The organism is Vibrio sp. 10N.247.310.98 (genome assembly GCF_041467395.1).
Taxonomy (GTDB): domain Bacteria; phylum Pseudomonadota; class Gammaproteobacteria; order Enterobacterales; family Vibrionaceae; genus Vibrio; species Vibrio crassostreae_C.
In genome coordinates this window covers 43,266-61,547 of sequence record NZ_JBFSUL010000007.1, presented here as the reverse complement: position 1 = coordinate 61,547, position 18,282 = coordinate 43,266, and the positions used below count along the sequence as shown (strand labels likewise).

Below are 18,282 nucleotides of genomic sequence, written 5' to 3'. Positions count from 1 at the left end.
GATTGGCTCTATTCTTGAAACTTGTTTTCATCAGCAGGGACATTCAGAATTTGCAGTGCGCCCTTCATGATTTCAGAAAAAACAGGGGCTGCGACCGAGCCACCATAGTAGAGGTCACCTTGAGGTTCATTGATCATCACAACCAAAGAGACTCTTGGGTCACTCACTGGAGCAACACCTGCGGTATAGGCGAAGTACTCGTCTCCATAACCACCGGAAATCGCTTTTCTAGATGTACCTGTTTTTGCTGCTACTCGGTAACCCGGCACGGCAGCTCTTGTCGCTGTACCGCCCTTTTGGGTTACGCCTTCTAGCATGTTCAAAACCAACTCAGCATTTTCGCGCTTGATGATCTGTTTTGAGAAATCTTGGTCGTTGCTTTTAACGATATGGATAGGTTCGTAAACACCGTGATTCGCTAACGTCGCATAGGCATGAGCCAATTGCAGCGGAGTAATCGCTAGACCATAACCAAAGGATAAGGTAGCGATTTCAAACTTAGACCAGCGTCGACGGTTCGGGAAAATACCCGCGGTCTCACCGACTAGATTCAGCCCAGACATCTCGCCAAGACCAACAGAACTGTACATGCCCAGTAGCGCTTCAAGTGGCATATCCAGTGCTAACTTCGCCACACCGATGTTACTCGACTTCTTAAGGATTAACGCCAAGTCTGCCTTACCAACTTTGGAAGTATCACGTACACGGCTACCACCGATTTGCATGATGCCGTTACCCGTATCAATTACAGTATCAGCATCCGCGGTACCATTTTCGAGAGCGGCAAGAACAACAAACGGCTTAACCGTCGAACCTGGCTCAAAAGCATCGGTGATCACGCGGTTACGCATCTTAAAGCTTTGTAAATCAGCACGATTGTTTGGGTTGTAAGACGGTGCGTTAACCATGGCCAAAACCGCACCCGTTTTTACGTCTAATAAGATGGCAGATCCAGACGTCGCCTTGTGATCGGCTACCGCCTGTTTAATCGCTCGATAAGCGATGGCTTGTAAGCGCTGATCGATGGTCAATTCGAGTGGTTTACCTTCTTCACGCTCTTCTAGTGCAATGTTTTCAACTACTCGCCCGTAACGGTCTTTACGGATTGTACGTTTACCTGCTTCACCCGTGAGCCACTTATCGTAGCTGCGCTCGACACCTTCTAGGCCGTGTCCATCAATTCCGGTCACACCAATAAGATGCGCGCTGACTTCACCGGCTGGGTAATAACGACGTGATTCTGCTTTAAGACCAATACCCACCAGCTTTAAGTCGCGGATGTATTTCGCCATTGCTGGGCTAACTTGTCTTTGTAGGTAGATAAAACGACGAGATTTGTCGCTGGAGATCTTGTTGATCATCGATTGTCGATCTAAGCCAAGTACATCAGCTAGCGCATACCAACGATCAATTTGGGCCATGCCATTTTTATCGAAAATCGTTTTAGGATCGGCCCATACCGCTTCAACTGGAACACTCACAGCAAGCGGCTCGCCATTGCGGTCTGAAATAATACCGCGAGCAGAAGGAATGGCCTTAACACGTACTGAGCGAAGGTCGCCCTGACGAATTAAGTTATCTGGTTCAATAATTTGGATGTAAGCCACACGACCAACCAGCGCAGCAAAGGCAAGAAACACGAAAGCAATAACGACGTTGAAACGCCATTTAATAAGAATTGGATCCGAATCCTTTTCGCTCTTCACTCGCTCTTTCGTTGGTTTCTTAACGGCTTTTGCGGGTGCTTTTTCCTTTTTACCGGTCATTTCAGTGTGATCACAACTTCTTTTTCAGAGTCTGGACGTTTCATGTCTAGCTCTCTTTTTGCCGATGCTTGAACGCGACTATGTTCAGCCAGAGCCGTCTCTTCAAGCATTAAATTTCGCCACTCATCATCAAGCTGTTCTCGCTCCACCAACGCCGTGTCTTTTTGCGTGATCGCCTGACGTGACATATGTGTCGTAAGAACGACCCCCATCGCACTCGCGAAGATACAGATAAGAAGCATCAATGGGACCTTGCCCACGGAGATCAAATCAAAAAATATTATCTTGGCTAAGTTCGGTTTGGAGGTCTTCATTGACTATAGCTTTTCTGCGATTCGTAATACTGAGCTACGCGAACGAGTATTCTCATCCACTTCATCTTTAGAAGGCTTGATCGCTTTACCAACAGGCTTAAGATCAGCACTGCCTAGCGCTTTGATCTGCTCTTCTGTTAGTGGCAGGCCATGTGGTACTTGCGGACCTTGGCTCTCTTTACGGATAAAGCGCTTCACCATGCGGTCTTCAAGAGAGTGAAAGCTAATAACAGACAAACGGCCTTCAGGAGCAAGAATGCTTGCTGCGCCTTTCAGGGCTGTATCGATCTCTTCAAGTTCACTGTTGATGTAGATACGGAAGGCTTGGAAAGCACGTGTTGCTGGGTGCTTTTTCTCTTTGAAGCTTTTTGGAGCTACATCCGAGATAAGCTTAGCCAACTGACCAGTGCGCGTTAGAGGTTCGTTCTCTTCATTCTCTTGATAAGCGATGATGCCTTTCGCGATACGACGAGCGTGTTTGTCTTCACCGAACTCACGGATAACCCATGTGATGTCATCAAGATCGGCTTCAACTAACCACTGAGAGACAGGAATACCGGTTGTTGGGTCCATACGCATATCAAGCGGACCGTCTTTCATGAAGCTAAAGCCACGCTCAGCGTCATCTAGCTGTGGTGAAGAAACACCTAGATCCAGTAACACACCATCCACTTGACCGACTAAGTCATAACGCTCCGCATATTCAGCCATACCTGAGAACGGGCCGTGAATAATCGTAAAACGAGGGTCATCAATCTTTTGCGCTTCTGCAATCGCTTGTGGATCGCGGTCAATACTAAAGAGTCGTCCATTCTCGCCCAGTTTAGACAGGATTGTACGGCTGTGACCACCACGGCCAAAAGTACCATCGATGTAGGTACCGTCAGGTTTGATCGCAAGTCCGTCAATAGATTCGTTAAGCAATACTGAAATATGTTTGAATGCTTCTGTCATAGTCTTCTCAGTGAGTGGATTGAGCCATTAGTTCGGCAATAATTTGTTCTATTAACGTTTTAGTGTACTGATTTCACGCCGTATCTCCACCATATTGTGTATAGGCTTTGGGAATTTTTGACCCAAGCTCATATCAGGGTGAAGGATTCTAAGGAAATCTAAATAATTTACGTCAATATAAAGCAAAAAACCCATCACTACCGTTAAGTAATGATGGGTTCTTTATATAGGTGGAGTTGACACATACGCCGGGTTCTGTTCCGCTTGCGCGGCGGTAACCATTCGTCTAGGCCTGCAATCGCTCACAGGCTCAAGCAATCTACCCGCCCCCATACGCGAGCAACGCAATGTGAGGGCCTATTTGATCTTGCTCCGGGTGGAGTTTACCTTGCTACGAACTGTTGCCAGTCGCACGGTGCGCTCTTACCGCACCCTTTCAGCCTTACCTGTGCCCCTTCCGAAGAAATGAGGCCATCGGCGGTCTTCTCTCTGCTGCACTTGTCGTGGGCTCGCGCCCCCCAGACGTTATCTGGCACCCTGCTCTATGGAGCCCGGACGTTCCTCCCCTCTACCAGTCTCCCGAAGGACTTCAACGTCAGTTTCCCGAAGGACCTCAACGTCAGTCTCCCGAAGGACATCAGCAAAGCAGCGATTACCCGTTCAACTCCGAGGGCGGATTGTATAGAGATTAGGGTGCAGTGTCTAGCGAGATCACAAATATGGTGCAAACCTCTAAGCAACTGCGTGAATTTTACACAATTCAGACAAAAAAAGAGGAATAACGGCAATACCATCACTCCTCACAAGCTTTTCAATACAGGTTAGCTACTCTATAAAGAGGTTTCTAGTTGTCTAGATGCTCTAGGCCCCATTTGTATAAAGCGTTCTTTTTCAGATTGTAGATTTCTGCCGTCATTGCCGCCGCTTTTTTAAGAGGCAGCTCTTTGGTTAGAATGCCTAGTGTGCGAGTCGCTTCGTCTGGCAGTTCTGTGCTCGCTTCTTCACGGTGGCCGTGAATCAGTAACACCATCTCACCGCGTTTACGGTTCGCGTCTTCTTCAATCCACTCAATCAACTCACCCAGTGGCAATCCTTGAATTGTTTCGAAGGTTTTGGTTAGCTCACGCGCCAATACAACCTCACGGTCTGGGCCTAAGATCTCAAGCATATCTTGTAGAGAATCTGAGATTCGATGTGGTGATTCGTAGAAGATACACGTGCGCTCTGCTTTCGCGATCTCTAGGAACTTATCTTTACGACCTTTGCTCTTTGGCGGCAAAAAGCCTTCAAAGCTGAAACGATCTGACGGTAAACCAGAAGCACTCAACGCGGTAATCACAGCACAAGCACCAGGAAGTGGCACAACTCTCACACCCGCTTGACGACATTGTGAGACAAGATGGTAACCTGGGTCACTAATTAAAGGAGTACCCGCATCAGAGACTAATGCGATAGACTGACCTTCTAATAACCTTTCGACTAGAACTTGTGCTTTAGTTTGTTCATTATGATCATGTAAAGCGAACGTTCTGGTTGATATATTGAAGTGAGCAAGCAGCTTACCCGTGTGGCGTGTGTCTTCGGCTGCAATAACATCGACACTTGATAAAATTTCAATTGCTCTTTGAGTGATATCTCCCAAATTTCCGATTGGGGTTGGCACAATGTAGAGAGTTGGGCTCTCTGTGAGCAAGGTTTTGTTATCTGTCATTTGTTTACCATCACTTCAACGATTAATATAGATACAAATTTATACGGAATTTAAAGAACTCATGGCAACGATGAACCATAAGAGACTCAGTGTACCACGCTTACTAACTCCAATTGCATTAGCAATTACATTGGCGGCTTGTTCTTCAGGTCCTCAAGCACCAACGAGCGTTGATATTACACTAGATCCAGCGCAATCAACTGAAAGTTACATGATGCAGGCGGATAGTAGCAAAGGAAGTCTACAAAACGACTGGTTAATCATGGCGCTTAAGGCTTCTGTGCAAGTTGGAAAAACCGATCAAGCAACTCTGCTGATTAAACGCTTAGCAAAACAAGAGCTGAGCGAAACGCAACAAGCGGAATGGCAATTAGCGCGCGCTCAGCTGCTGGTGAATAACTCACAGCCAGATCAAGCTTATAGCCAACTAAACTTCCAGCCTTGGTGGAAGCTTCCGAACGAGCAGTGGAAAGATTATCACGAGCTACGCGCGAACATCTCAGAGATGAAGAGTGAGTATTTCGAGGCAAGCCGTGAGTTAGTGCTCTATTCAGAGTACCTAGAGGCTGACGACGAGCTTCAACAGCAAACTGCCGACCGTATTTGGCAAAACCTGAATAGCTACTCTCAATACGAGATTCTAGAACTGAAAACATCACCGACAGAAGATGTGCTTTCAGGTTGGTTACAACTGGCAATCTACATGAAGACGCTGAACTCAAATCTTCCAAACCTGCAGGAAACCTTATCGGATTGGTTAGCCGAGAATCCTCAGCACCCAGCTGCTACTTACACACCTCAGGCGATCACCGACATCTTGGCGCTAGAGATCAGCAAGCCAACCAGCACTGCACTGTTGCTGCCGCTAACGGGTAAATACGGTAAGCAAGCACAACTGGTACGTGATGGCTTCATCTTTGCGATGATGAACGACAAAGAACGCGAAGAAGATGCAACGCTGACAGTAATGGATACCAACGTGCAAAGTGCTGCTGAGATTAAAGCGACACTGGAAGAGAACAACGTTGATTTCATTGTGGGTCCGCTGATCAAGAGCAACATTACTAAGCTTCAGCAAGCGCAGAAAAACCACGAGAATTCGATTCCAGCTTTAGCTCTGAACATTCCAACGCAACTAGAACCTGATACCAATATTTGCTATCTCGCTCTATCGCCTGAACAAGAAGTTGCTCAGGCAGCGAAACACCTATTTGCTCAAGGCTACAAGTATCCGCTTATCCTTGCGCCAAGAGGACGTTTAGGTGAGCGTGTTGAGCAAGCGTTTAAAGAAGAGTGGAAAAAATACAGCAGCAACGATGTTGCTATCAGCTTATTCTCTGACAAACGCCAACTGCAACGTAATGTGAATCAGGTATTCGGCCTGCAAGAGAGCCAACAGCGTATCGCTCAAATGGACGGGTTACTGAACCTAGACCTAGAAACAGAGCCACGCAGCCGTCGTGATATCGATTCTGTTTACATTGTGGCTAAGAACTCAGAGCTAACGCTAATCAAACCCTTCATTGAAGTTGCAATTAACCCTGATGCTAGCCAGCCCGCTCTTTTCTCAAACTCACGCAGCAACAGCGGTGATAAGCAGTATGAAGACCTAACCGGTGTGTTCTACAGCGATATCCCACTATTAGTTGAGAATAAAAACGAGCTTAATAAAGAGCTCAACGACCTATGGCCTGCACACTCAAACGGCCAAAAACGCTTGCAAGCACTGGGAATGGATGCTTACTACCTAATGGATGCACTGCCACAGATGAAAGCAGTGCAAGGTTACAGCATTCCAGGTGAAACGGGGGTGTTAACCATCGATAACAACTGTGTAGTTCAACGTGAAATCAGCTGGGCAGAGCATGGGGCTTTTTAGCCGAAAGTTCCTATCCAAACCAACCATCACCCACAAACAAGTGGGTGATAAATACGAGGCCGTGGCAAAATCTTATCTGATTAACCACGGTTTATCGTTAATAGAAGAAAACTTCATAGCAAAATGTGGCGAGATTGATCTTATAATGCGCCATAACAATACGGTTGTGTTTGCTGAGGTAAAATACCGCAAGCAAACCCGCTACGGACATGCCGCTGAAATGGTGACTGCCAAGAAGTCACAGAAACTGCTCAAAACAGCCAATGTTTGGCTTATGCAGCAAGGCTTGTCGGTGCACTCTACAGATTTCAGGTTTGATATTGTTGCCATTGAAGGGCCGAATGACACTATCGACTGGATTCAAAACGCGATTACCCAAGGATAAACATGCTAGACAGCATTAAAGAAAGTTTCACAGAAAGTATTCAAATCCAAATTGCGGCTGCAGAAGCTCTGCCTGACGCAATCACGCATGCCGCTCAAGCAATGGTTGCGACCTTGCTTAACGGAAACAAAATTCTTTGTTGTGGTAATGGTGGTTCGGCGTCGAATGCTCAACAATTTGTATCGTGCCTACTCAACCGGTTTGAAACAGAGCGCCCTAGCCTTCCAGCAATGGCACTCACAGCAGACAACACCACGCTAACGGCTGTGGCTAACGACTACCACTATGAAGAGATCTTCTCTAAGCAGGTGCGTGCATTCGGTCAAACTGGCGATATTCTGTTGGCTATCTCGACTAGCGGTAACAGCAAGAACATCATCAAGGCAATGGAAGCGGCGGTAACTCGCGACATGACCATCATCGCCTTTACCGGTAAAGATGGTGGTGAGATGGCAGGTTTGCTTGGTGAACACGATGTAGAGATTCGTATCCCGTCACACCGTACAGCGCGCATTCATGAAGTACACATGGTGACACTGCACTGCCTATGTGACCTAATCGATCAAGTACTCTTCCCTGCCCACGAAGAGTGATATACGGAGCATCACAATGAAATCATTAACCTCTATGAGGCTTTTTAAGCTGATTAATGTTTCGCTACTTACACTGTCTCTGTCTGGTTGTGCTGGCATTTTCATTGCTGGTGCTGCAACTACTGCAAACCTAGTCACGGATACGCGAACAACCAAAGAGATTTGGAACGACAACAACATCGAATTTGAAGTTGCAGCGATTACCAATAAACAACCATTCCGTGGCAATGTACGTGTCACCGCAAGCTCATACCGAGGTTCAGTGGTGTTGATGGGGCAAGCAACCACAGATTCAGAACGTCGCGCTTTTGAAAACCAAGCCAAAGAAGTGGCTGGCGTTGAGAGCATCCACAATCAAGTTCGAGTGAAAGAACCTTTGTCTGTAAGTGCTATCAGTAAAGACAGCTGGATTACCACTAAGGTGAAATCAGCTCTGCTTGCGAATGCTGAGCTTAACGGCATCAAAGTAAAAGTGATTACTGAGGATTCAGAAGTATTCCTACTTGGACTCGTGACTAGAGAGCATGCCGATATCGCGACAGAAGTTGCGCGTAACATATCTGGCGTAAAACAGGTTATTCGAGCGTTTGAATACGGTGAAGAAGAGACGGCTGTTAACTAGCCGTAAGCCAGTCAACTAAATGCGATATAGCAGAAAAGAAAAAGCAGCGACGAGTCGCTGCTTTTTTATTTGGTTCGTTATCTAATACCAATCGTAGTAAATAATCTATCATTCTAGCTTGTTAAAAATTTCGATAACTGCGTTAGAATTTTTGATTGTAGAATAACTACTTATCAAAAAATTCCGCCTTGCTCTCAAGCTTTTTTCCTGCGCTATTTCTGATCACTTACTTACTGTGATTGGTATAACTAACGTTATTTGATAACACGAAGGCTTGGGCGACCTTTCGCTGGACGAGGTGGCTCAGGATCTGAGTCTGGCTCTTCAGCATCTACGTCTGCCGTTGCTACGCTCAAAGATGGGCCTTTTTCTGGTTCTTCAAAAGGACTTTCTTCAATCCCTTCTTCAAACGCTTCCATGTAAGCCTCTTCAGGTTCAAACATGGTACCAGCACCATTTTCACGAGCATAAATCGCTTGTACTGCGTAAAGCGGAACGATCACAGAGTGTGGACGACCACTAAAGCGAGCACTAAACGTCACAGCTTCGTTACCCAGTTCAAGTTGTCCAACCGCACGAGGCGCGATGTTCAGAATGATCTGACCATCTTGAACAAACTCTTCTGGAACTCGCACACCCGGTAATGTTGCTTCAACAACAAGGTGTGGAGTTAGTTCGTTATCAACCAGCCACTCATAAAATGCACGAAGCATGTATGGTCGGCGTGGAGTCATATTAGAAATATCCATAAACGCTTAGCGAACGAGTCGCATCTCACGCTCAGCTTCAGTTAGAGAAGCTAGGAATGAATCACGTTCGAATACGCGGTTCATGTAAATCTTAAGCTCTTTAGAACCAGGACCAATTAGTTCGATACCAAGCTCAGGTAAACGCCATAATAGCGGAGCTAGGTAACAATCAATTAGGCTAAACTCTTCGCTCATGAAGTATTCATACTCAGCGAAGATAGGAGCAAGAGTCAGTAGGTCGTTGCGCAGTTTAACGCGAGCTGCTTCAGATTCTTCAGCGTTGCCTTTAACGATCTTCTCTGCAACTGAATACCAGTTACGCTCAATGCGGTACATCATTAGACGGCTGTTACCACGAGCAACCGGGTATACAGGCATCAACGGTGGATGAGGGAAACGCTCATCTAGGTATTCCATGATGATCTTCGAGTCATATAGAGCAAGCTCACGATCAACAAGAGTAGGTACTGATTTGTACGGGTTCAGTTCAACAAGCTCTGCTGGTAGATTTTTTTCATCAACCAACTCAACTTCAACACTTACGCCTTTTTCAGCAAGAACGATGCGCACCTGATGGCTATACATATCAGAAGCACTTGAGAAAAGAGTCATTACAGAACGTTTATTGGCAGCTACAGCCATGGAGCCCTCCAGTACACTTTAAATAAAAACAATGGAGGCCTAAAGCCTCCATTGAACATTAACATAATTTGGGAATTAGCACGGTATTATAGCACAATTAGTGCACATCACGCCAATACTCTTTCTTCAGCAAAATCACGATGATAGTGAAGATTACTAAGAAGGCCATTACCCACCAACCCATAGCGTGACGCTCAAGTTGAACTGGGTCGCCCGAGTAAACCAAAAAGTTAACAAGGTCACGAACTGCTTCGTCGTATTCACCAGCACTTAATTCGCCAGAGCCGTCAGTCTCAGTGCCAACAACAACCGTCACTTCCTCGCCATCTACCATATGAGTATCGTAGATTGGTGTTGGGATACCTTGCAGTTCTTCAAGAACGTGCGGCATACCAACGCTTGGGAAAACAATGTTGTTCACGCCAAATGGACGAGACGGATCTTCATAGAAAGTACGAAGGTAAGTGTACAGCCAGTCTGCGCCACGAACACGAGCAACCAATGTTAGGTCTGGTGGCGGAGCACCAAACCAACTTGCCGCTTGATCAGAAGGCATAGCATTAACCATCAAGTCACCGATTTTCGCTTCAGGGTCGAAAATCAGATTTTCCTTCATAAGATCAACGGGGATCTCTAAATCATTCGCAACACGTTCATAGCGCTGGTACTGCGTTGAGTGACAAGCGAAACAGTAGTTCATGAACATCTTAGCGCCATTTTGCAATGAAGCTTTGTCTGTTAAATCATTGTTCGCTTTGTCTAATGGTACGTTTGCACCCGCTGCCATCACCAGTGACGGCAACATAGCAAATAAAATTACAATCCACTTTTTCATTTGAATGTCACCCTTTCTGGTAATGGTTTCGTCGCTTCATTTTTACTGTAGAACCACAGTAGAACGAAGAACATGAAGTAACCTAAGCTAAAGATTTGAGCCAGTAGCGTGTATGTTGGCGTTGCTGGAAGCGCACCAAGTACACCAAGCGCAATAAAGCTTATTGTGAATTGGATGATGTTAATCAAATGCAGTTTGCTACGGTAACGGTAAGAACGCACTTTACAACGGTCGAACCATGGTAGTAGGAATAGCACAACAATAGATGCGCCCATTGCTACAACACCTAGCAACTTATCAGGGACAGCACGCAGAATTGCGTAAAACGGCGTGAAGTACCATACCGGAGCGATGTGCTCTGGTGTTTTCAGTGGGTTAGCAGCTTCAAAGTTTGGCGGCTCAAGGAAGAATCCACCCATCTCTGGGTTAAAGAACAGCACATAACAGAAGAAGAATAGGAAACCGGCCACACCAACCATATCTTTCACGGTCCCGTATGGGTGGAAAGGAATAGAGTCAATGATGTCGTATTTCTTAGTGTAATCCTTGTGGAATGGGAACTGCGTTTTGTAGTCGTCGCCCATTGTGCCTTTAGGAAGTTTCGTCTCAATACCGTCTGGGTTGTTCGAACCCACTTCGTGCAGTGCTAGTACGTGAAGTACGATAAGCAGCAGAAGTACAATTGGTAGAGCGATAACGTGCAGTGCGAAGAAACGGTTCAGCGTTGCACCAGAGATGATGTAGTCACCACGGATCCAAAGCGTTAGGTCATCACCGATAACAGGGATCGCACCAAACAGAGAAATGATTACCTGAGCACCCCAGTAAGACATTTGACCCCATGGTAGTAGGTAACCCATGAAAGCCTCAGCCATAAGCACTAAGAAGATCAACATACCGAAGATCCAAAGTAGCTCACGAGGCTTTTGGTAAGAACCATAGATTAGGCCACGGAACATGTGCAGGTAGATAACAACGAAGAATGCCGAAGCACCTGTTGAGTGCATGTAACGTAGTAGCCAACCGTATTCCACATCACGCATGATGTATTCAACAGAAGCAAATGCACCCTCACCTGACGGTACGTAGTTCATTGTTAGCCAAATACCCGTAAGGATTTGGTTAACCAATACCAACATTGCCAAAGAACCGAAAAGGTACCAAAAGTTAAAGTTCTTAGGCATTGGGTATTCAGATAAATGCTTTTTATACGCATTCATCGCGGGTAGACGTTTCTCTACCCAATCAAGCAATCCTTGCATTACGCGTCTCCCTCGTCCACACCGATCATGATCTTAGTGTCACTCAAATACATATGCTTTGGTACAACAAGATTCAATGGAGCTGGTACGCCTTGGAATACTCGACCTGCCATATCAAACTTTGAACCATGACAAGGACAGAAGAAACCAGACTTAACACCCTGAACTTGTTCTGCAAAAGAATCCGGCAGGTAAGTTGGAGAACAACCTAAGTGCGTACAGAAACCAACAGCAACGAAGAATTCCGGCTTAATTGAACGGAACTCGTTCTGTGCGTATTCTGGTTGTTGTTCAGCTTCAGATTGAGGGTCACGAAGTTGACCACCGATCGATTTTAGGTTTTCTAGTACCGACTCAGCACGGCGTACAACCCATACAGGTTTACCTTGCCACTCGACACGAACCATTTGTCCCGGTTCTAACTTACTGACTTCCACTTCCACCGGCGCGCCCGCAGCTTTCGCCTTGGCACTCGGATTCCATGATTTAATAAAAGGCACGGCTACAGCAGCTGCTCCTAAACCACCAACAACGGCTGTTGTTGCGGTTAAGAAACGCCTGCGACCGTTATTTAAAGGCGCGTTGCTCATCCAAACATTCTCCCATTTGCTCCTTGTGGATTGAAATAATTCCGATTAAAGAGCATGGCTAACAAAATATGTATTTAGTTCTATTTATTGACGGCAAATGATAAATAAAACCCTACTTTTTGACAAGATAAAGCTACCTTTTTGTAACAATCATGAGGCAAAGCGCACATTGGGTTACAAAAGCTTTCAAAATATAAGAATTTGGAAATAAAACGAGGAAGGGAAAGCGTTTAGAGGGGGGATAAAAACAAAAAGCCCGGCATATAGCCGAGCTTTGAACCACAATTCCAGTCGTAAAACTGGGGGCGTGTACTTTTTCGTAAAGAAAAATTAACGCTTAGAGAATTGAGGTTTACGACGAGCTTTACGTAGACCAACTTTCTTACGTTCAACGCAACGAGCGTCACGAGTAACGTAGCCAGCTGCACGTAGAGCAGGACGTAGAGTTTCATCGTACTCCATAAGAGCGCGAGTGATACCGTGGCGGATTGCGCCAGCTTGACCAGAAATACCACCACCAGAAACAGTGATGTAAAGGTCAAGTTTCTCAGTTAGTTCAACTAGCTCAAGAGGTTGCTTAACAACCATACGAGAAGTTGGACGACCGAAGTAAACATCAAGGCTACGCTTGTTGATTACGATCTCACCAGAGCCTGGTTTGATGAAAACACGAGCTGCTGAGCTTTTGCGACGACCAGTGCCGTAGTATTGATTCTCTGCCATTTTCATAATCCCCTTAGATGTCTAGTACTTGTGGCTGTTGAGCAACATGGTTGTGCTCAGTACCAGCGTACACTTTAAGCTTACGGTACATCGCGCGGCCTAGAGGACCACGTGGAAGCATACCTTTAACTGCTAGTTCTAGAACCATTTCTGGTTTCTTAGCAATTAGCTTTTCAAAAGTGATAGTTTTAAGACCACCTGGGAACTCTGAGTGACGGTAGTAAACCTTACCCTTAGCTTTGTTACCAGTTACAGCAACTTTCTCAGCGTTAACAACGATGATGTAATCACCAGTGTCTACGTGAGGAGTGTATTCTGCTTTGTGCTTGCCGCGTAGGCGAGAAGCGATTTCACTTGCTAGACGGCCAAGAGTTTTGCCTTCAGCGTCTACAACATACCAGTCGCGTTTTACAGTTTCTGGTTTAGCAACGAAAGTTTTCATGCTAATAATTACCTATTTAAAAAATTTACACTTAAGGAATACTCGCGTATTCCCACTGTCTAAGAGTTACCATTCATCACCCCTTCGAGTGTTGGAAAACTCTTGGCATAACGTGATTTTACTCATCGCTAGAGGCCCGCAGTAACGGTAGGTCGCAGGATTATAGAGAAGAGCGAAGAAAAAATCACCTCTTTTTGAACAAAATCACGATTTTTTTAATTCTATTTCTTATTCGAGATAATCAAAGCTAACTTAAGTGTTCTTTTGCCAAATATTCATGGCTCTGCATTTCAATTAAACGCGACTGACAACGTTTAAATTCAAACTCTAGCTGACCATGGGTGTATAGCTTTTCTAGCTCCACTTCCGCTGAAATAATCAGCTTCACATTGCGCTCGTAGAACTCATCAACTAATGCAATGAAGCGCCTCGCAGCGTCATCTGAAGTCGCGCCCATTTGCAATACATCCGCCAATAGAACTGTGTGATAAACCCGAGACAACTCAATATAGTCGTTCTGGCTACGAGCCGACTGACAAAGCTGAGCAAAGGTACCATGCAGTACGCCATCACTCGCTTCGACTACATCTAATTGACGGTGGTTAACCTCTATCTGCTTAAGCTTCTCTTTATCTTCACCAACCAGCTGAGCGTAATACTTTTCGAGATTAATATTCGCTTGGCTATCTAGCGGGTAATGGTAAATCTCAGCCTGTTCTAAGGTACGTAGACGATAGTCAATACCACTATCGACATTAAGGATATGACAGTTGTCTTGAATGAGCTTGATGGCAGGTAAGAAACGCGCTCGCTGTAACCCGTTGCGATACAGATCCGCAGGTGGAATATTAGAGGTCGCAACCAAGATAGCGTTTCGAGCGAATAACTCTTGGAACAAGGTTCCTAGGATCATCGCATCGGTGATGTCTGAAACAAAGAATTCGTCGAAACAGATAATGTCCGCTTCTTCCTTCAACTTGTCTGCGACTAAAGGCAATGGATCACTCACATTACCTAGCGCCTTTAGCTCATCATGAACTCGATACATAAAGCGGTGAAAGTGAACACGCATTTTTTTAGTGGTCGGTAAGGCATCATAGAACGTATCCATTAGGTACGTTTTTCCTCGCCCTACGCCACCCCAAAAATAGAGACCTTTCGGTGGTTGTGGCAGTTCTGGCTTTTTGCCTAGTAATTTCTGGAAGCGAGTCAGTTGAGGAATGGGCGTATTCATGTAATCTTGAAATTGATGAAAGAGTTCATCTAAAGATTTTACGGCTTGCTCTTGTGCTGGATCTCTTTGAAATCCATGTTCTTTTATATCTTGTTCGTATTTTTTAATGGGATTCATGACGACATTTCCACAATGAAAGCAATATCAGACAACAACTAAAAATGAGCCCAAACAGTACGAGGAATAACGTGATGTGGTGAATAATGCAGCATCAAACTGCTAACTAGCGCACACGCATTTCTCTTTATACTGCGGCTTTCTCATAGTACCATGGAGCCGTATCACGTGTAACTAAGTAGTAACAAACATGTTAAAAAACAATAATAAGGAGCTGTTATGCCTTGGATGTATGCCGTTGCCGGTTTACTAGTCGGAGTTATTTTAGGGGTCGCTATTTCTCGTCTCATGACACCTGAATACAAAAAACAAAAGAACGTACAGAAAGAATTGGATAGCGCAAAGTTTGCCCTTGAGCAGCAGCGACAAGAGCTGGCTGATCACTTTGCGAAATCAGCAGAAATGTTGGACACATTAGGTAAAGACTACACAAAACTGTACCAACACATGGAAAAAACAAGCTCAGAGCTGATTCCTAACCTGCCAGAGCAAGATAACCCGTTTGTGAAAACAGCCGCTGCCCATTCGGACAAGCCACAAGAGAAGCCTTCAGTAAAAGAGGCGACACTTGAGGAACAACCGAAAGATTACGCTAATGGCGCAACCGGTTTATTTACAGAGCAGAAGAAAGAAATCATGAATGCTCCCGATGTTGTTACAGCAAAAGCATCGTAAACATTTAACACTTCTGTGAACTTTACAAAGGTTTTTGAGTCATAACTTTCACTCAGGTCATTTGAAACTTATCATACTTATTAAACGTATAAGAGGGTTAAGACCTTAACTAGAGAGGAGTTTATGATGAAAAAACCTTTGCTTGCTTTATCAGTGCTAACTTTAAGCTTAAGTTCAATCATCACCCCCATTAAAGCAACAGCCGCACTGCCACTAAGTGTGGGTAATGAACAATTACCGAGCCTTGCTCCTATGCTTGAACAAGTGACCCCCGCTGTGGTTAGTATTGCCGTAGAAGGCAAACAGGTACAACGTCAGCAAATCCCTGAACAATTTCAATTCTTTTTTGGTCCAGAACAAACACGAGAGCGTCCCTTCCGCGGATTAGGCTCTGGTGTCATCATTGACGCCGAGAAAGGTCATATCGTGACCAATTACCATGTCATTAATGGTGCGGACGATATCAAAGTAAAACTTCATGATGGTCGAGAGTACGATGCCGAGCTCATCGGCGGCGACCAGATGTCTGATATCGCACTGCTAAAATTAGAAGAAGCCAAAAACCTGACCCAGATAAAAGTCGCAGACTCAGACAAACTAAGAGTTGGTGATTTTAGTGTCGCGATCGGTAACCCATTCGGACTTGGGCAAACCGTGACATCCGGTATTGTTTCTGCACTCGGCCGTAGCGGCCTGAATCTAGAAAACTTTGAAAACTTCATTCAAACCGATGCAGCAATCAACAGCGGCAACTCTGGTGGTGCGCTAGTGAACCTTAACGGTGAGCTAATTGGTATCAACACCGCCATTCTTGGCCCTAACGGAGGTAATGTCGGTATCGGCTTTGCAATCCCTTCTAATATGATGACAAACCTGACAGAACAAATTCTCGACTTCGGTGAAGTAAAACGCGGCATGCTTGGCGTTCAAGGCGGAGAAGTGACCTCTGAATTGGCAGAAGCACTCGGTTATGAATCAAGCAAGGGCGCCTTTGTTAGCCAAATCGTCCCTGACAGCGCAGCCGATAAAGCAGGACTGAAAGCGGGCGATATTATTGTCTCTATTAATGGCAAACGCATTGATACCTTCAGCGAGTTAAGAGCTAAGGTCGCAACACTCGGCGCTGGTAAGCAGATTGAACTGGGTGTGGTTCGTGACGGTAAGAGCAAAACCTTTGATGTGACGCTTGGTGAATCCACCAATAATAAAACACAAGCTGAGAAGCTCCATGAAGGACTAGCTGGTGCTGAGTTAACCAACACAACAGAGAGTGACTCTGCAACGGGCGTCAAGGTATCGAATGTTGCTCAAGGTTCACCAGCCGAAGCCTATCAACTCCTGAAAGATGACATCATCATCGGAGTAAACCGCCAGCCCGTTAAGAACCTTGCTGAGTTTAGAGAGATTCTTGAAAAACAACCTGGTGTACTGGCGCTTAATATCCAGCGAGGCGACCGAACTATCTATCTTGTGATTCGATAGTCTTACGTCAGCGCAATTACAGGGAGGCTCAGTAAGTTTGCTTTAAACTTACTCAGTCTCCCTTTTCTTTAGATCAATCAAAATGCTATGCTTCACTTGTAATCAAATCAGTCATCCATTGATGGAGGCTTCACACCTTACTTGTTGAAGAGGGAAACATGCTGTCCTTTCTATTTCGTTCTATTTCCCTTGGACTCGTTTCAGCGGCGCTTATTCTTCTCGCCTTCCCGAGCTTAAGACCAGCGATTGTCGCTGACGTCACTAGCCCTAAAGTCGATAATATTGGCTCTCTTCAGATTTCATTTAACCAAGCAGTTCGCCGCGCGGCGCCTGCAGTGGTTAACATTTATAGCCGTAAATACGCTGAAAGCGATCGAAACAAACTGCTCACACAAGGTTTGGGCTCTGGGGTGATTGTTAGCGAGAAAGGCTACATCATTACCAACTTCCATGTGGTGGCTCAAGCAGACCAAATAGTTGTGGCACTTCAAGATGGCCGAGTAGCAGCTGCGCAACTTGTCGGTTCAGACAAACGCACCGATATCGCGATACTTAGAGTCAGCGGTGATAATCTACCGGTGATCCCACTCAATCCTAATTACAAAGCCAATGTCGGTGATGTTGTACTGGCTATCGGTAACCCATACAACCTAGGTCAAACAACAACCTTTGGTATCATCTCTGCAACCGGCCGTTCTTCGATCAGTGCCGATGGCCATCAAGCCTTTATCCAGACCGATGCGGCAATCAATGAAGGTAACTCAGGTGGCGCACTGGTGAACTCACAAGGTGAGCTAGTCGGTATCAATACCGCCTCTTTCCAGCAAGCTACCGACATGGAAACCTATGGGATCTCATTCGCTATCCCCTATCCGCTTGCTAATAAAATCATGGAAAAGATCATCGCCGATGGTCGTGTGATTCGTGGCTATATTGGTATCGATGGACAAGACATCAACTCAGTCACCTCACGCATGTTGGGTACTAAGAATATCGGCGGGATCGTTGTGTTGGGGATAGACCCTAATGGTCCGGCTGCCGATGCGGGTTTTGAAGCTCAAGACATTATTGTCAGTATCAACGATAACCAAGTAAATGGTCGCCAGAGTGTAATGGACATCGTTACCGACCTGCGACCTGGTACAGTTATCGATGTGGGTATATTGCGCCAAGGTGAAAGCAAAACCTTAAAGGTGACCATCGCCGAAGATACTCGCCTGTAGAGCAAACTCTGTAAGCAATGATTCAAGCTGCTAATACACAAGTACAAAAAACCCAGCTCATAGGCTGGGTTTTCTTTTATCTAA

At 45.5% G+C, this 18,282-nt stretch carries 19 protein-coding genes and 1 other RNA gene; 7 read left to right on the top strand and 13 right to left on the bottom strand.

Features of this window, described 5'->3' with window-relative positions:
* Nucleotides 1-8: 8 nt before the first annotated feature.
* The 5 genes from AB6E78_RS04910 to rsmI form a co-directional block, all read right to left on the bottom strand.
* Complete coding sequence (locus tag AB6E78_RS04910) at nucleotides 9-1,766, bottom strand: penicillin-binding transpeptidase domain-containing protein (RefSeq protein ID WP_136978384.1); 1,758 nt, start codon at nucleotides 1,764-1,766, stop codon at nucleotides 9-11.
* On the bottom strand, nucleotides 1,763-2,080 hold the full coding sequence (ftsL, locus tag AB6E78_RS04905) for a cell division protein FtsL (protein WP_019824585.1): 318 nt from the start codon (nucleotides 2,078-2,080) through the stop codon (nucleotides 1,763-1,765). The genes AB6E78_RS04910 and ftsL overlap by 4 nt, the downstream gene beginning before the upstream one ends.
* A gap of 3 nt (nucleotides 2,081-2,083) precedes the next feature.
* The gene (rsmH, locus tag AB6E78_RS04900; protein ID WP_017066240.1) at nucleotides 2,084-3,034 is read right to left on the bottom strand and encodes a 16S rRNA (cytosine(1402)-N(4))-methyltransferase RsmH; all 951 of its coding nucleotides are present in this window, start codon (nucleotides 3,032-3,034) and stop codon (nucleotides 2,084-2,086) included.
* 228 nt (nucleotides 3,035-3,262) lie between these two features.
* Nucleotides 3,263-3,702, bottom strand: an RNA gene (gene rnpB, locus AB6E78_RS04895) — RNase P RNA component class A.
* A 176-nt stretch (nucleotides 3,703-3,878) separates the two neighbouring features.
* On the bottom strand, nucleotides 3,879-4,745 hold the full coding sequence (gene rsmI / locus AB6E78_RS04890) for a 16S rRNA (cytidine(1402)-2'-O)-methyltransferase (RefSeq protein ID WP_019824587.1): 867 nt from the start codon (nucleotides 4,743-4,745) through the stop codon (nucleotides 3,879-3,881).
* A 61-nt stretch (nucleotides 4,746-4,806) separates the two neighbouring features.
* Here rsmI and AB6E78_RS04885 point away from each other — a divergent pair, with 61 nt between their 5' ends.
* The 4 genes from AB6E78_RS04885 to AB6E78_RS04870 are packed head-to-tail and all read left to right on the top strand — an operon-like array spanning nucleotide 4,807 to nucleotide 8,224.
* The gene (locus AB6E78_RS04885; RefSeq protein WP_065584707.1) at nucleotides 4,807-6,624 is read left to right on the top strand and encodes a penicillin-binding protein activator; all 1,818 of its coding nucleotides are present in this window, start codon (nucleotides 4,807-4,809) and stop codon (nucleotides 6,622-6,624) included.
* Nucleotides 6,611-7,009 (top strand): YraN family protein, encoded by a 399-nt coding sequence (locus tag AB6E78_RS04880; protein ID WP_017059277.1) that lies wholly within the window; start codon nucleotides 6,611-6,613, stop codon nucleotides 7,007-7,009. Before AB6E78_RS04885 ends, AB6E78_RS04880 begins: the two co-directional genes overlap by 14 nt.
* A gap of 2 nt (nucleotides 7,010-7,011) precedes the next feature.
* The gene (locus AB6E78_RS04875) at nucleotides 7,012-7,602 is read left to right on the top strand and encodes a phosphoheptose isomerase (protein WP_004729817.1); all 591 of its coding nucleotides are present in this window, start codon (nucleotides 7,012-7,014) and stop codon (nucleotides 7,600-7,602) included.
* A 16-nt stretch (nucleotides 7,603-7,618) separates the two neighbouring features.
* Entirely contained in the window at nucleotides 7,619-8,224 is a 606-nt protein-coding gene (locus tag AB6E78_RS04870; RefSeq protein ID WP_017062905.1) for a BON domain-containing protein, read from the top strand.
* A 254-nt stretch (nucleotides 8,225-8,478) separates the two neighbouring features.
* Here the strand turns inward: AB6E78_RS04870 and sspB are convergent, their stop codons facing one another.
* The 8 genes from sspB to zapE form a co-directional block, all read right to left on the bottom strand.
* The gene (gene sspB, locus AB6E78_RS04865) at nucleotides 8,479-8,973 is read right to left on the bottom strand and encodes a ClpXP protease specificity-enhancing factor (RefSeq protein WP_017072808.1); all 495 of its coding nucleotides are present in this window, start codon (nucleotides 8,971-8,973) and stop codon (nucleotides 8,479-8,481) included.
* Nucleotides 8,974-8,979: 6 nt separating this feature from the next.
* Nucleotides 8,980-9,615 (bottom strand): stringent starvation protein SspA, encoded by a 636-nt coding sequence (sspA, locus tag AB6E78_RS04860; protein WP_009848943.1) that lies wholly within the window; start codon nucleotides 9,613-9,615, stop codon nucleotides 8,980-8,982.
* A gap of 97 nt (nucleotides 9,616-9,712) precedes the next feature.
* A complete protein-coding gene (locus AB6E78_RS04855) occupies nucleotides 9,713-10,450 on the bottom strand; it encodes a cytochrome c1 (protein WP_017061436.1) in 738 nt (245 codons plus the stop codon).
* Nucleotides 10,447-11,712 carry a cytochrome bc complex cytochrome b subunit gene (locus tag AB6E78_RS04850; RefSeq protein ID WP_017061435.1) on the bottom strand — a complete coding sequence of 422 codons (1,266 nt, stop codon included), beginning with the start codon at nucleotides 11,710-11,712 and terminating at the stop codon, nucleotides 10,447-10,449. The genes AB6E78_RS04855 and AB6E78_RS04850 overlap by 4 nt, the downstream gene beginning before the upstream one ends.
* On the bottom strand, nucleotides 11,712-12,302 hold the full coding sequence (gene petA / locus AB6E78_RS04845; RefSeq protein ID WP_017061434.1) for a ubiquinol-cytochrome c reductase iron-sulfur subunit: 591 nt from the start codon (nucleotides 12,300-12,302) through the stop codon (nucleotides 11,712-11,714). Before petA ends, AB6E78_RS04850 begins: the two co-directional genes overlap by 1 nt.
* 330 nt (nucleotides 12,303-12,632) lie before the next feature.
* A complete protein-coding gene (gene rpsI, locus AB6E78_RS04840; RefSeq protein WP_004740758.1) occupies nucleotides 12,633-13,025 on the bottom strand; it encodes a 30S ribosomal protein S9 in 393 nt (130 codons plus the stop codon).
* A 13-nt stretch (nucleotides 13,026-13,038) separates the two neighbouring features.
* Nucleotides 13,039-13,467 carry a 50S ribosomal protein L13 gene (rplM, locus tag AB6E78_RS04835; RefSeq protein ID WP_010434689.1) on the bottom strand — a complete coding sequence of 143 codons (429 nt, stop codon included), beginning with the start codon at nucleotides 13,465-13,467 and terminating at the stop codon, nucleotides 13,039-13,041.
* A gap of 247 nt (nucleotides 13,468-13,714) precedes the next feature.
* A complete protein-coding gene (gene zapE / locus AB6E78_RS04830; RefSeq protein ID WP_017061433.1) occupies nucleotides 13,715-14,818 on the bottom strand; it encodes a cell division protein ZapE in 1,104 nt (367 codons plus the stop codon).
* A 219-nt stretch (nucleotides 14,819-15,037) separates the two neighbouring features.
* Between zapE and zapG the strand changes: the two genes are divergently transcribed.
* The 3 genes from zapG to degS all read left to right on the top strand — a co-directional run bounded on the left by zapG (nucleotide 15,038) and on the right by degS (nucleotide 18,198).
* The gene (gene zapG / locus AB6E78_RS04825) at nucleotides 15,038-15,493 is read left to right on the top strand and encodes a Z-ring associated protein ZapG (RefSeq protein ID WP_017061432.1); all 456 of its coding nucleotides are present in this window, start codon (nucleotides 15,038-15,040) and stop codon (nucleotides 15,491-15,493) included.
* Nucleotides 15,494-15,619: 126 nt separating this feature from the next.
* The gene (locus AB6E78_RS04820; RefSeq protein ID WP_017061431.1) at nucleotides 15,620-16,975 is read left to right on the top strand and encodes a Do family serine endopeptidase; all 1,356 of its coding nucleotides are present in this window, start codon (nucleotides 15,620-15,622) and stop codon (nucleotides 16,973-16,975) included.
* A gap of 158 nt (nucleotides 16,976-17,133) precedes the next feature.
* Nucleotides 17,134-18,198, top strand: coding sequence for an outer membrane-stress sensor serine endopeptidase DegS (gene degS / locus AB6E78_RS04815; protein ID WP_017061430.1), 1,065 nt, complete (start codon nucleotides 17,134-17,136; stop codon nucleotides 18,196-18,198).
* The last annotated feature ends 84 nt before the right edge of the window (nucleotides 18,199-18,282 follow it).